This is a genomic window from Luteolibacter sp. Populi (assembly GCF_040801775.1).
Lineage (GTDB): Bacteria > Verrucomicrobiota > Verrucomicrobiia > Verrucomicrobiales > Akkermansiaceae > Haloferula.
Window position 1 is genome coordinate 5,076,476 of sequence record NZ_CP161812.1, and the last position, 14,439, is coordinate 5,090,914.

Sequence of the window (14,439 nt, forward strand, 5' to 3'; positions counted from 1 at the left end):
CTGCTTTTTCCACGTGCGGAGCAGTGAACGCGGAGACGCGGGCCTGCTCCGAAATCATCCGCACTAACCACGCGATCCGAAGTCACAACCTAGCAAAACGATGCCCAAGTTCAAATTGGAGTATATCTGGCTCGACGGCTACACCCCCGTCCCGAACCTCCGTAGCAAGACTCAGCTGAAGGATTTTGATTCCTTCCCGACCCTCGATCAGCTCCCGAACTGGGGCTTCGACGGCTCCTCCACCCAACAGGCGGAAGGCCGTAGCTCGGATTGCGTCCTCAAGCCCGTCGCCCTCTTCCCGGACGGCAGCCGCAACAACGGCATCCTGGTGATGTGCGAAGTCATGATGCCTGACGGCGTCACCCCGCACCCGTCCAACAGCCGTGCCACCATTCTCGATGATCCGGACACCTGGTTCGGCTACGAGCAGGAGTATTTCCTCTGGGAAGACGGCGCGCCCCTCGGTTTTCCGAAGGGTGGCTACCCCGGTCCCCAGGGCCCTTACTACTGCGGCGTGGGCTACAGCAACGTCGGTGACGTCGCCCGCCAGATCGTCGAGGAACACCTCGAGCTTTGCCTTGAAGCCGGCATCAACCACGAGGGCATCAACGCCGAAGTGGCCAAGGGCCAGTGGGAATTCCAGATCTTCGGCAAGGGTTCCAAGAAGTGCGCCGACGAAATGTGGGTCGCCCGCTACATCCTCAACCGCCTCTGTGAAAGCTACGGCGTGGACGTCAACTACCACTGCAAGCCCCTCGGTATGCACCTCGACTGGAATGGCTCCGGCATGCACTGCAACTTCTCCACGAAGTACATGCGTGAAACCGGCGGTAAGGAATACTTCGAAGCGCTCATGGCGGCCTTCGCCAAGAACCTGGACGAGCACATCGCCGTCTACGGTCCGGACAACCACATGCGCCTGACCGGCCTGCACGAAACGCAGTCGATCGACAAGTTCACCTACGGCATCGCCGACCGCGGTTCCTCGGTGCGCGTCCCGCACAGCTTCATCAACGCCGGCTACAAGGGCTACCTTGAAGACCGCCGTCCGAACTCGCAGGGCGATCCGTACCAGATCTCCAGCCGCGTGCTGAAGACCATCGCGGAAGTGCCGCTTCCCTGACCGGTTTCCGGTCCGTGGGAAATTCCTTCCAAGGCCGCTCGGGAAACCGGGCGGCCTTTTTCGTTCCCGGGCGGAATGTTCTCAGGCGAAGAAGCGGGCCCGGAACGATTGGGCCTGCCGTCGGGAGAACTCGATTTCGCCGTGACCGTTGAGCTCGGCCACCATTTTGCCGCTTCCCTGGCGATGGATCACCTGGACCTGCTTGAGGTTCACGATCTGGCTCCGGTTCGCCCGGATGAAGGACCTGCCCGGAAGGACCTGCTCCATTTCCCTCAGGCTGCGGCACACCGTAAGCGGCTTCCTGTCGGTGAAGGTTACCGTCGAGTAGCTGCCTTCCGCCTCCACCATCAGCAAGCTGGCGGGTTTCACCGGCCAGCAGTGCGATTGATCGCTCAGCAGGATAACCTCGTCATCTCCTGACTTCTGCTGGCGGGAGATCTTGGTGATCGCCCGGAACAATCGGGAAATCTCCACCGGCTTCAGCAAGTAGTCGACCACCTCGCCATCGAAGGCATCCACGGCGAAGCGTTCGTGGGCGGTGCTCACCACCACCGGCGTGCCGCTGGCCTTGGCGTCCGGCAGCAATTCGAGCCCGCAGGCTCCCCCCAATTCCATGTCGACGAAGATTCCGTCGAAGGTCTCCCGCAGGAGTGCGGAGCGGGCCTCGGTGAGATTCGCCGCCTCCGTGCCCCGGAATCCGGGCAGCAATTCCCCGAACAGCCTGAGCAGTTCCGCCCGGGCCAATGGCTCATCGTCAACGATCAATAGATTCATTGTCTTGAAAGGGGAGGGTCATTCTGGCTTCGATGAGATTGTCACCAGCTTGAGTCAGGGAGAAGTACGCGTTCGCGCCATACAGCAATTCCAAGCGCTGCAGAACATCCTGCATTCCGACTCCCGGCGACAGCGGCGCGGCGAGCTGTCCGGGATTGGAAATGCGCACCGTCAGCTTGCCGCCGGAGACCTCCGCAGCGACCGTGACCAACCCGCTTCCCGAGCTCTTTTCGATTCCGTGGACGAGTGCGTTTTCCACCAGATTGAAGACTGCCATCGGCGGCACCAGAGCGTTTTCGGCCTTCCTTGGAATCGTGATCTGCGTGGACAGCCGGTCGCCGAAGCGCCAGCCGGAGATGGCGAAGAGGTCCCTCACCAGTTGCATCTCGTCTGCCAGCGGGATCTGCGGGCGCTCGACGTTTTTCAGGTTCTTCCGTAGCAGCCGCGCTAGCGTCGTCACCGCATCGGAGGCTTGTCTGGCGTCGATGTGGATCAGCGCGCGGACAGCGTTCAGCGCGTTGAAGAGGAAGTGGGGGTTCAAGCGCACTTGCAGGCTCTTGAGCAGTGCCCGTTGGTGACCCAGCGCGATCAGGGCTTCCTCCGCTTTGCGCAGCATGCTCAGGTCTTGGAGGATGCCGATCGCCTCCTGCGCGGTCCCGTCGCGCTGGCGGGAAGTGACGCGTCCGGCGGACAGCAGCAATTCGGCGGTGCCGTCGCGGGGTTCGAGCCGCTCTTTCCAGTGGTCCGGGATGCCGCCGTTTGTTCCGGCAGTCTTACCGCTCAAGCGGGACAGCCCTTCGTGGGCGGTCTCCGGTGCGCCGGCGTATCGATGGTTGATCCGGAACGCTTCGCGGTCGCCCTTGACCGAGTGGAAGCCGCGTCGTGCGTCCCACTCCCAGACTTCCACACCGGCGGCCTCCATGGTCAGCTCGTTGCGCCGCAATTGCCAGATCAGATGGGTCGTTCCCACCGAAATCAGGTAGGTGGTGTAGCAGATCACCAGATTGTAGATCCCCAGCTCCAGCGGATTGAGATGGGTGGCCGTGGTGAAGGGCCCCATGCCCAGATTGGTGATCAGCGTGGTCGCAATGCACCACAGCATCAGCGTGACCGCGATCACCGGCGGTCTCAGGGACACTCCGGCCACCATCAGCAGGGGGAAGGGCAGGTAGGAAGCGAAGGACATTCCCACCACGTCATGGAAGAAGCCGGAGAAGGCCATCACCATCAGGGCGAATGCCGCGATCAGTGCGGCAAAGCCCAGCCAATGGTCGTCGGGGGATAGAAGCTGGAAATCCCTGCGCAGCACGTGGACGAAGGCCGGAGCGAAGGCAACCATCCCATGAACGTGCGAGATCGCGATTCTTGCAGTGGCCATCCCGAATTCTCCTGCGTCAAATCTGCCTTCGATTGTCCCCAAGCCCGCGATCGCCAGCGCGCAGGGCAGAGCCGCCAGCCACGGCACCGGCAGCAATTGCCACACGGTCGGGTTGATCGAGTTCCGCGTGGCCTCCCGCACGAGGGGAAGGCGGAAGCCCAGCGACCACACGCCGAGCGCTTCCAGCGGTACCAAAATCGGCATGACACTGCTGGTGGAAGTGAAGCCAAGCCGCACCCAAATCCACGTGTAACCCAGCACTACCCAAGGGAAGGCGTGGCCTCCCCAGCGGTGAAACACCGCGACGGCGACACCCGCCGCCGGCCAAATCATCGAGACACTCTGCTCACCGTGCCAATAGAGCCGCAGTCCGACCTCGCAGGCGAGGGCGACGAGGAAGATGATAAAGACGACCGCTTTCCAGCCGGAATTTTTTGCCGGAACTAGCGGCATGAGGGGGGAAGGATAGGGAAGACGGGATTCGGGATATAATCCGCTATCTCGGATAGGGGGCGGAGACTGCCATTACTAGGCGGGTATTGCAGCAAATTGCGAGCTGAATCTTTCGAGGCTATCGGCGTGAGGAAGTGATGGAGGAGTATCGGCGATGACGCAATTGGTAGCAGAGGGATGAAATAATGATTCTTTTTGCGCGGTGCTGCATTCTCCGGAAACCGCCGGCGATGGATGCTGGGCCGTCTACTACCGTCCTTCACTTGGCTCGTCTTCAAGATCCCTACCGCTCGCAGTCCCAATGCGACCGTTCAAAAGGAAAACGAACCACTTGTTCGAATGAACTTCGTGCTTCGTGAAGCACCAGATAGGGAAACCACCCTCTCAAGGAGTCTATCTCCTCCCCAAACCCCCTATCCAGAGACCCATGAAACGAGTTGTATTTACAAGGTCAAGTCTTATCGCTGCCGCCTTTTTGACCGGCGGCCACGTGTTCGCCGCCGATCTGGCGGTCCCCGTCGACCACCCGACACTTCAAGCTGCCGTTCTGGCGGCGCAGAACGGTGATCGCATCGTGCTCGCGGACGGCACTTATGTGCTGGGCACGACCTTGCAGGTCAACAAGTCGATCACCATCGAAGGCCAAACCCGGGCCGGAACGGTAATCAACGCCGCTGCAACAGGTGCCGGATGGGGTATCAATGTTTCGGTGGGCGATGTCACTTTGAAGAACTTCACGGTCCTGCCTCCCGCGGGCCCGGGAGTCCGTGGGACGAGCGGCGGCGGGGCTTTCGCCATCCATGCCGGCTACAATACCACGAACACCACGCCGAACAACGGCCTCACGATCCAGGACATCTCGATTGATGACAGCAACCGCTCGGCCTTCGATATTCATGGCTTCGACAACGTGACGCTCTCCGGACTGAGCGCCACTGATGCTGCCTACGGCAATGGCATCCAGCTCAGCGGCTGCACGAATGTCACGATCACCGGCTGCACCACTTCCGGCAATGCTTGGGGTGGTATCGCGGTCTACGCTTCCAAGAGCGCGGACCTGAATCGCCCCTCCTCCACAATCAACTTCGATTTCGCGGCGAACAACGTCGCGGAAAACTTCTACATCGAGAAGGAGCAGGGACTCGCTAGCACGGCGAACATCACCGGCACGACCTACCAGATCGACAACGCCTATGGTCCGCCGGCAGCGGCGATGGCCTACTACACCAACGGCGACCTCGCCAAGGCGACCGGCCTTGCCCAAGGCCTGAACACCAAATACTCCAACTCGGCGTCGGTCCTCTCCGACTCGGGCGGAAACACCCTCGTCCTTCCGGGATTGGGTCTTCAGGCTGCGATCGATGCCGCCAGCCCAGGCGAGACGATCACCCTCAGCGGCACGATCACGCTGACCAGCCCCGTCACCCTCAACAAGCAACTGACGCTTGATGGCGGGGACAACACCACTACCCAAATCTCCGGTAGCAACGCGCTTGGAGGCCGCTTTATCACGACGATCGGGTCCTCCGGTGGCTCGATCATCAAGAACATCTCGTTCATCAAAACCGACAAGGCGGGAGTGCAGGCCTTGATTGGCCTGCAGTCCCCTGACGTTGTCGTCGAAGACTGCGACTTCTCCGGGCAATATGTCCTGGGTGATGCGGATGTCAGCCGTGCATTTGAGATCAGCAGCACGGGAAGCGGATTCCGCATCGAGGATTGTTCCTTCACCGGATTGCGGCAACCGGCCTACATCAATGCCGTCTCCAGCGGCAGCGTCCTCAATAATTACGTAGCGGGCACCCGCGGTTGGGTGGTCGACGGGGCTCTCGTTGACTTCACCGGCAATACGTGGTCCGGCAACGCCGTGGACATCGCGCTCCTGGATGGCACGCCCGCCAGTCCGCTTTACGATCCGCTCTCTGCCTTGTCCGCAAGGAACAGCGGTGCCGTCATCAGCAACCAGCGTTCCGCCCAACGGGTCAACAATACGACCAAGGGCATTCTGTATCCCACGATTCAAGCAGCTATCAATGCTGCCGACAACGGCGATTCACTCGAGGTTTATCCCGGCACCTATGCCGAGAATGTGACGCTTGGTAAGGATCTCGATGTCGTTGGCGCAGGCAGTGCCACCACCACCGTCAGCGGCAGCGGCACGATCTTCGCCATCACTTCCGGCGGGTCGGGGGCGTCGGTCTCGGGAATTGCCACCACTGGTGGCGCTCGCGGGTTCAACTTGAACGGCGTCAGCAACGTCGTCCTCGAAAACGTTGCGTCGACCGGCAACAGCTCCTTCGGGATTAACTTCGATGGAGCAAGCTCGGGCGTTACCTTGCGCAACTCGTCGTTCTCGAACAACACTTCGTCCGGTATCAAGGTTCCCAGTGCCGGACGCGTCAGCAACCTCACTATCGATGCTTGCACCGTGAACGGTAACAAGTTCGGCCTCTATTCTGCTGACAGGTCGGCTGGTACCTACGCCAACGCGCAGTTGGAAGGGATCACCGCCAACAACGGCACTACCTTCTCCAACAACTGGGGCAAAGGCATCTTCATCGAATCGATGAACAATGGCTTGTTCGAGAACATCACGGTCTCGAACTCGGGTACCGGCCCGGACGGCGGAACCGGCTCGGGGATTGATATCAATCTGAAATACGGGACTTACTCCAACCTCACGATTCGCAACTCCCTCGTTTCGAACTGCGGCCAGAACTACTCCTTTGGTGGGGGAATTCTGGTCAAGGCGCGCAACGACGGTGCTTACGCCGCTATCCCTGCCACCCTTGGCGGAACGGTCCTCCTTGAAGGCCTGCGGGTGGAAAACTGTGGTGGAGCGGGCAATGGCGCGGGAATCCGCGTCGGCGATTCCCCGGTGAACGTCTCGCCTTCCAATGTTGTCATCCGCAACTCGGCCCTCCTGGGGAACAACCAGTACGCGGTGTTGAATCTGGTCACCGGTGCCACGGTTGAGGCCTCGCTTAACCATTGGGGCGCTACGAGCGGACCGGTTGCAGCTTCTTCCAACGGTGTTGGTGGAAATGTGAATTTCAATCCATGGTATGCCAGCGGCACTGCTTCGGTGCCGCCGGTGCTGTCGACTCTGACGACCGGCATTCCGGCCGATACCGAAGTCGACACGGTTCAGCCGAACGTGCCGAACCTCTATATCGCCCCCGGTCTCCCGGTGACGATCACTCCCACGGGCGGCCTGAGTGCCACCAATCTGCAAGTGGCCGAAGGCGGCACACTAGTGGTCAACGGTGGTTCGCTGACGATCGGTAGTAGCACCATCTCGGGTAGCTTCACGATCTTCAACAGCTTCGGCTCTTGGCACATCAACGGCAATACCACCTTCAACATCAGCCAATCCCTCGCCTTGGTCACCGATGTCCACGTGGCTGCGGGAGTGACTCTGACGGTGAATGGCGGCGGCGAGCTGATCCTCGACGGCTGCGTCATCGACAGCAAGACCCCCGGCACGCCTTACACCATCACCGCGGCCGCCGATGGCTTGCTGACGATGGCCCGCTGCGTGGTCTCCGATGCCAGCATCGACATCAACACGTCGAATGGCTCGGTCGCCGCCAACCTCAAGTCGAAGGTCTACGACAACAGCTTCACCGCCTCGGAGATCGAGGCCACTGCGGATGCTGCGGTTTATCACAACCTCTTCGATGCTGCGACCGATGCGGCCTCCCCGGGGCCCTTCGCTGCGGTTGATGGTTGGAGCAATATCACCTCGATCGGTGACGCGAACAACCGCTTCAGCCTCGAGTTCGCCGCTCCGGTCCCTTCGCTCGTCGGCCGCACCTTGGCGGCGGGGAACCTCTTCGTCCAATCCGGTGACCAAGTCGTGATCGACATGGACGTCTCCGCTCTCGATCCGGACGGCATCACCGCGGCCGAAGCGCTGCTGGGATACAATTCCGATCTGCTCAATCCCACCGGCTCGCCCACCGTGGTGGCACCGGCGGAGGACTGGGACGTGGTGGTCGAAACCGAGCCTGTCGGCAGCACCGGACTCGGACTGGTGGATAGCGCCCTCGGACTTGAATTCGACTTCACCGGAACCAGCGTCACGGCGGATTCGAATATCGCCAGCGTCACCTTCCAGGCCCTCGCGCCGGGAGCGACCCTCGGCTTCTTCCGGGTCCAGACGAACGGTGAGTTCGACGGCAACGGTCAACTCCTGAAGGACACCCGCCTGACCAAGTTCACGGCGCCCAGCACCTTCTCGCTGACCACGCCCTTCACCTCGAATACCGGTGAACTCGTGATCGACGATGCGGATCCGGCCATCGCCACCCCGGCAGTCAGCGGCACCCAGGTGCAGCCCTCCGCCGGCAGCGTGAACGTGCTCCTGCCCACGACGAACTTCGTCCTGCGCAATGGCACTCCGGTCATCCTGACCTTCACCGCCACGGACTCCGGTCTCTCGGGCCTCGACGCCGCGGACGCGACCAGCGACCTCAGCCTCGTCGCAAGCGATGGTGTCACGACTCTGAACTCGTCCAACTACACGGTCGCCGCCACCGAGTTGGCCGGCACCGTGACCTACACCGTAAGCCTGATCGTCCCGCCTGCCGCCACGACCGGTGAGTATGATGTGACCGCCACGGTTCGCGACCGCTCGGGCAATGTGTCTCCGGTGGCCAATCTGGCGACCTTCCAAGTGGCCAACGAGAGCATCGCCAACGTCGAACTGGAAGGATTCAAAGGAACGTCCCGCCAGGTCGCCTTCGTGGCGACGGATGCTTCCGGAGTCGAGCTGGACTCGTGGCTCAAGACCGTCACCTTCACGACCGTTGGTTTCAACGGAGTGGGCTCGGTGGCTCTTGAGAATGTGCCCGCCGGCACGGCCCGGATCAGCGCGAAGACCGCATGGACCCTGCGCAGCCGGGTCGATACGACCTTCAGCGGCACGGGGGTGAATGAAGCCAACTTCACGGGCGCCAAGCTCCTGAAAGCGGGCGACATCACCGGTGACAACGTGGTCAACACGCTGGACTACTCGACCCTGCGCTTCAGTTTCGCCACGGTGAATCCGGTGGCGGACATCGATGGCGGGCTCCTGCCCGTTCCCGGCGTTGTAAACTCCACGGACTACAACTTGATGCAGGCCAACTTCTACTCGGCCGGCGACGCGAAGTAAGTCAGCTACCCGCAGACCCTTCTATGAAGCCCTCCGGTGCAACCCGTATCACCCTCTTCTCCCGGCCTGCAAAGGTCGGGAGCGAAGGTGGCCCGGAAATGCCCGGAGGGCTTTTTCACGAGTCCCGATCGGTACTTGAGTCTTATTGTTAGAATAGGTATAACGAGCGCCCCGCACGGGGAAACCTCCAATGAACCGTAATCCCAGACTCTTCTTCTTGACGTTTGCACTGCTTGCATCGTCTTCCAGCGTCTTTGGTGCAGTGACCTTCCCCAGCTGGTACGGGACGGAGGGTAACCCGAATCCAAATACCACTTCGCAGATTTTCCAGTTCCGGTTCTGATGCCACAACTACAGGTCCGGATATCGCGACGAACCTCTACGGGGCCGCCAATGCAGTCGTGGTTCTTGGCAATCTCAGCGGTGACTGGCAAAGTCCGAGCGGGGGAACGGCTCCAATCCAGGGTATGACCTGGACGGTGCCTGGGATATCGGTCCCGACCTCGGCAGTCCCAACACCCCGAAAGGGAACATCTCGTTCTCGCTGCCGGTGACACCCGGTGGACTGGGGCCTGGCCAGACCTACCGCATCGACTTGATGGTTTATGCCGTGGTTTTCCGGGCTGCGCAGGTTGTACCCGCGCTACAGGTGCTCGGCGTAGGCCCCGGTGATATCCATTTGGATAACCAAGGGGTCCTGAGCACTTTGAGCGGCGGCGGCACTTGGGAGTACCGGACTTGGAGCACCACGATTCAAGATGCGACTAATAGCTCGATCTCGATGACGCTGGCACCGCCGGGAACCGGGGTGTCGGTAATTGATCGCGTGGAGATCTACACCCGTTACACCGTCGTCCCCGAGCCCTCCGTGCCGCTTCTGGTTCTGCTTCCGGGACTCGCCTGGTGTCTCCGCCGCCGGCGTCATTGACGCCATCCGCTCCGCCGGGCCGCGCCTGTCGCCACGCCCCCGGCCGTTTCTCCCGATTCACCCATACGCCTCTCCCGTGGCGTATCTCCTCGTTTATTGCGCGTGAAAGCCCGAAGTTTTGCTGTTCTCCTCTCGCTGCTTCTCCCCATCGCAGGTGCCGCTACCCTCCGGGTCGGCCCGGGGGAGGCGCACCTGACCATCCAGTCCGCAATCGATGCCGCCGCTCCAGGCGATGTGATCGAGGTCGCTCCCGGCCTCTATGCGGAGAATCTGATTGTAAACAAGGCCCCCCTCGCGCTGCGGGGCGCGCGCGCCGGTGTTGATGCACGGGGTCGCGTTCCGGGTGCCGCGAATCCCGCGGTCGAATCCTTGATTGCTCCTGCCTCCGGGGTTGCACTGGAAATCGCCTCCGCGGATGGCCAGGTGGTGGTTTCCGGATTTGTGATCTCGGGCGCACCGGCAGTGGGCAATGGCCTGGTGGTCGTCGCCACGGCGGATGCGCCCGCGCTGCAGTTCACCGAGAACGATGTCCGTGCCACGGCCGGTTCCGTCGGCTCCCTGCTGCGGTGGACCCGCACTGCGGAAAACGCGACCTTGTCGCGGAATGTCTTCTCCGCCGCGGCTTCTACCTTGGAGGCGATCCATCTGGATGCCACTGCGTCCTTCGACGGGTTGCACTTTCTCAATAATCATCTCGTCTCTCCAGCCCCCACGACAGGCACCGGCATCTCCGCTGCCGGAGATGCAAACGTTGGTGCCAGCAGCTCGCGCAATCCCTTGCTGAGCGGGAATCGCTTCGCGGGCTTTGGCGTGGCAATCGATGGCGGTTCGCAGGCCTTCTCGCAGGCAAGCTTTTCGTCGAACACCTTTGAGGCGAATGGTGAGGGACTCTCTGGAGGGTTGCGGAACTGCGCGGTGAGCGGGAATCTTTTCAAGGATAACACCGGCTGCGGGATCCGTCTCACGGCGCGTGGCAATACGGCCGGCGCCGGCTATGGCGCCACTGGCACGACGATTGAAGAGAATGTCTTCCAGAACAATGGCACGGTGAGTTCGCCTTCCGGCCATGGCGACCTGTGCTTCGATGACCAAGCGGCGGGCACGCAAACGACGAATCTGGTGCGCCGCAACAAACTCGGCAGCAGCGTGGCACTCTTCAGCAGCGAAGCAGGGGAGACGATCCAAGCCGCCTTCAACTACTGGGGGGCCGCGGACGGTCCCGGTGGCAGCGGCCCGGGCAGCGGCGGCGACATCGCCGGTAGCGGCGTTGTGGACTTCCAGCCGTGGTATGTCGACGCGGACCTCACGACGCTTGATTTCGGCGGCTCCAGCTTGGAGGGGAGCCTGACGCTCGGCGAAGGCGAATCGATCGAAGGCGAGGAGCTGGCCCTCGCGCCGGCCGCGGTCCTCACTCTTGGCCGCGGGGCCAGGATGCAGGTCGGACAGCTTGCAATCGGTGCCGGAGCTACTCTCAAGATCGATTGTGCTTCGGCAGCGATCGGCCAGTTGACGCAAGAGCCGGGTGGCGTGATCGAGGTGGTCAATGGCGATCTTTCGCTCGATCCGCTCGACATCGGTGAATATCACACGATCTCCGGCTCCTTCACCTTCTTCAATTGCCTCGGCTCCCTGGACATCCATTCGAACACCACCTTCAGCGGCAGCACCCTAGGCTTGGCGTCCGACATTCATGTGGCGCCCGGCGTGACCTTGATCGTGACCGGCAGCTTGATTCTGGACGGCTGCACCCTCGAAAGCAGCGGCACATACAGCGTCTTCGTGAACTTCGGTTCCACCTTCCGCATGACGCGCTGCGAAGTCACGGGTGCGTCCCTCTCGCTGGTGGGCAGCGATTTGTTGATCCGGGATTCGACCTTCACCACGTCCTCCCTGGTGGTGTTCAGCACCGTGAACGGCGGCAGCATCTATCACAATGTTTTCACCGGCGGCACCGGCGTGCTGAATATCCTCCCGGGTGCCGCGGTCACCACCTCCGTGGAAGGCTGGTCCAACGTGGCAAATGTCAGCGCGGTTCGTAATCAGCTCGCCCTCGCTTTCCGCACCCCCTCCGATCCGACGCGGACGCTCGACGCCGCAGGCAAGCTCTACGTCCAGCCCGGCGATAGTGTGAATGCCGGCTTGGACATCTCGAAGCTGGTGGACAAAACCCAAGCGGTCGAAGTTCTGCTCGGCTACAGCACCGACTATCTCCTGTCCGATTCGCTGCTGCCATCGGTCGGCTGGGACAACGCCCTCTATGGCGAAGAGGACGAGTCCGCGGTCATCGGCAAGTTCGACACGGCCGTCGGGCTTTCCTTCTCCTACCCGGATCCGGACGGCACCTTGCTCGATGGGCAGGTGGCGGACCTGCGGCTCAACGCGCAGCCTTTGGAAGGGTTCACGCGCGTCTTCTTCCGCACCAAGGGACCGGAGGACGAGCCTTTCATCGACACACGCCTGACGGTCAGCAGCGGCGGCGCGCCCGGCTACCGGAATGCACCCTTCACCCGCAACTCCGCGGTGCTGGTGGTGGATGGCACCGACCCGGTCTTCGCGGCCGGAGCCACGGCCACGCAGATTCAGTCGGCGCTACCGGTGGATGTATTGCAGGATGGAGTCTATACACGACAGGGCACGGTCACGATCACCTTTGATGCCTACGACGAACTGGCGGGAGTAGAGAACCCGGACGTTTCGGTCGAACTCGTCGGCAGCCCGGCGACCCTGCCAGCCAGCTTGGTCAGCAGCTCGCCGGTCTTGGTGGGCGACCTGACCTACACCCGCTATGTCTTTCAGGTCGCGGTGAGCGTCGCCACGCCGGACGGTCCCTACGATGTGAACGCGCACGTGATGGACCGCTCGGGCAATGCCGCCTTGCTGGCCATCGGAGCGCTGGAAATTTCAAAGTTCCGCGTCAATGTGACGGTGGCTCTGGATTCGCTTGTGACCGCGGCGATTAACCGCACTGTGGTGTTCGTGGCCACGAATGCCTCGGGTACGGTCCTTGCGACTTGGACGATTCCGGTCCCTTTCGTTGGCGGACTGGGTTCGACCATGATTGAGGGCATACCGGCCGGGACTGCGAATATCAGTGCCAAGACGGCGTGGAACCTTCGCCGCAGGCTGCCCGCGTCCTTCGATAGTACCGGCTTGGCGACTGTCTCTTTCACCGGCCCCAATTTGCTGCGGGGCGGGGACCTGAACGGGAACAACGTCGTGACTTCCACGGACTACAACATTGTGGTCGCCCTTTTCGCGAGCGCGAATCCCCAGGCAGACATCAACGGAAACGGGTTTGTGAACTCCACGGACTACAACATTTTGGTGGCGAACTGGCTTACCGGTGGTGACCCTCCGTGATCCCATGGTGTCCACATTTTCCGTTAACAACTGGTTCTCCCGCACCCGGGCCGCATTCTTGGTCGCACTCGTTTGGACCGCCCTTCCGGGCTCCCTTGAGGCAGCCCTGGAAGCGGACCTGGTGACCTCCCGCGGCACCGTCACGATCCAGCTGGAGTATGCGAAGACGCCGAAGGCGGTGGCCAGCTTCCTGACCCTTGCGCAAGGGTCGGCCTGGTGGGTGGATGCGCGCACGGGCGCGGTGGAGGATGATCCCTTTTTCGACGGCCTGAGCTTCTTTGGCGGTGCGAACACCAGCACCTCGAAGTGGATTGGCAGTGGTTCGCAGGATGGCAGCAGCAGCGATAGTCCCGGTTACACCTTTCAGGACGAATTCAATGCCACCCTCATCCATGATCCTTACGTAGTAGGTCTGGCGAGCGACGGTCCGAACACCAACGGTTCCCGCTTCTATCTCACCGGCAGCGTGAGCATGGCGGACCTCAATAACCACAACGTCGTCTTCGGGAAGATCCCTTCCACCCCCAGTCGCCTCATCGTCGATCAGATCATCGCAGCCGGGGCAGGGGCAACGACCATCAACTCCGTGGTCGTGCGTCGCACCGACGCGGGCGCGGTGGCATTCAACGAGGACGAGGTGGCGCTTCCTCTGGTGAGCCCTCCCGGCGGTGTGCTCCAGATTCTTCCCGGCAATGTGGCCGCTTACCAACTCGCACGCACGGATTCCACTGTCCTTCAGGGCCGGTCCAGCCTGAATTTGCAAGACTGGGCACCGCATTTCCGCAGCTTCTCGGGCTTGGGTGAAACTCCCGGACCGGTGCAATTACTGGAAAGCCCGATCGCCGCTCGGGCGCGGTTCTTCAATATCGCGCTGACCTCCTATCCGAATGCCGGTGGAGCCTCCAGTTTTGCGAACCGCGTCCTGACGGCCAACACGCCGGGGACCGGCGACATCGTGTACCAATTCAATGCGGCAGGCACCGGCGGAAGCTATGTCAATACACGCATTCCCGATGACCCTTTCCCCTTAACCGGTCCTTTCACGGTGCGCACCGACGTTCCCGCGCACTACGACGCGTACTCCTTCATCATCCTTGTTCAGGCCAACAACTTCGGCGGTGCACCCCTGCATTTGATCCGCGGTGGCTTCGATGAGATCCAGCCCACCAAGGTCATCGGGCGGAACCGGACCCGCTTCATGAACAGTAGCATGGGGCTGGTCTTCGAGGACGAGGGTAGCCTTGAACTCTCGCGGCCTTGAGCCA

General features: G+C 61.7%; 7 protein-coding genes. 5 read left to right on the plus strand and 2 right to left on the minus strand.

Translation table 11 applies throughout. From position 1 onward, the window contains the following. Positions 1 to 100: 100 nt before the first annotated feature. Positions 101 to 1,123 (plus strand): glutamine synthetase beta-grasp domain-containing protein, encoded by a 1,023-nt coding sequence (locus ABWK72_RS20560; protein WP_367871454.1) that lies wholly within the window; start codon positions 101 to 103, stop codon positions 1,121 to 1,123. Between the two features lie 81 nt (positions 1,124 to 1,204). Here the strand turns inward: ABWK72_RS20560 and ABWK72_RS20565 are convergent, their stop codons facing one another. Together ABWK72_RS20565 and ABWK72_RS20570 are read right to left on the minus strand one after the other, a co-directional pair. Continuing rightward, complete coding sequence (locus ABWK72_RS20565) at positions 1,205 to 1,897, minus strand: LytR/AlgR family response regulator transcription factor (RefSeq protein ID WP_367871455.1); 693 nt, start codon at positions 1,895 to 1,897, stop codon at positions 1,205 to 1,207. Continuing rightward, entirely contained in the window at positions 1,878 to 3,728 is a 1,851-nt protein-coding gene (locus ABWK72_RS20570) for a histidine kinase (RefSeq protein WP_367871456.1), read from the minus strand. The genes ABWK72_RS20565 and ABWK72_RS20570 overlap by 20 nt, the downstream gene beginning before the upstream one ends. 427 nt (positions 3,729 to 4,155) lie before the next feature. On the opposite strand from ABWK72_RS20570, the gene ABWK72_RS20575 reads away from it, so the two are divergent. The 4 genes from ABWK72_RS20575 to ABWK72_RS20590 all read left to right on the plus strand — a co-directional run bounded on the left by ABWK72_RS20575 (position 4,156) and on the right by ABWK72_RS20590 (position 14,435). Then, positions 4,156 to 8,886 carry a beta strand repeat-containing protein gene (locus ABWK72_RS20575; RefSeq protein WP_367871457.1) on the plus strand — a complete coding sequence of 1,577 codons (4,731 nt, stop codon included), beginning with the start codon at positions 4,156 to 4,158 and terminating at the stop codon, positions 8,884 to 8,886. Between the two features lie 550 nt (positions 8,887 to 9,436). Continuing rightward, positions 9,437 to 9,814 carry a hypothetical protein gene (locus tag ABWK72_RS20580; RefSeq protein ID WP_367871458.1) on the plus strand — a complete coding sequence of 126 codons (378 nt, stop codon included), beginning with the start codon at positions 9,437 to 9,439 and terminating at the stop codon, positions 9,812 to 9,814. A 102-nt stretch (positions 9,815 to 9,916) separates the two neighbouring features. Then, on the plus strand, positions 9,917 to 13,174 hold the full coding sequence (locus tag ABWK72_RS20585; RefSeq protein ID WP_367871459.1) for a right-handed parallel beta-helix repeat-containing protein: 3,258 nt from the start codon (positions 9,917 to 9,919) through the stop codon (positions 13,172 to 13,174). A gap of 4 nt (positions 13,175 to 13,178) precedes the next feature. After that, on the plus strand, positions 13,179 to 14,435 hold the full coding sequence (locus ABWK72_RS20590) for a peptidylprolyl isomerase (RefSeq protein WP_367871460.1): 1,257 nt from the start codon (positions 13,179 to 13,181) through the stop codon (positions 14,433 to 14,435). Positions 14,436 to 14,439: the final 4 nt, after the last annotated feature.

Coding starts and splice junctions, on each gene's coding strand:
- ABWK72_RS20590 (WP_367871460.1), top strand. CDS start 13,179: ATGGTGTCCACATTTTCCGTTAACAACTGGTTCTCCCGCACCCGGGCC.
- ABWK72_RS20575 (WP_367871457.1), top strand. CDS start 4,156: ATGAAACGAGTTGTATTTACAAGGTCAAGTCTTATCGCTGCCGCCTTT.
- ABWK72_RS20565 (WP_367871455.1), bottom strand. CDS start 1,897: ATGAATCTATTGATCGTTGACGATGAGCCATTGGCCCGGGCGGAACTG.
- ABWK72_RS20570 (WP_367871456.1), bottom strand. CDS start 3,728: ATGCCGCTAGTTCCGGCAAAAAATTCCGGCTGGAAAGCGGTCGTCTTT.
- ABWK72_RS20560 (WP_367871454.1), top strand. CDS start 101: ATGCCCAAGTTCAAATTGGAGTATATCTGGCTCGACGGCTACACCCCC.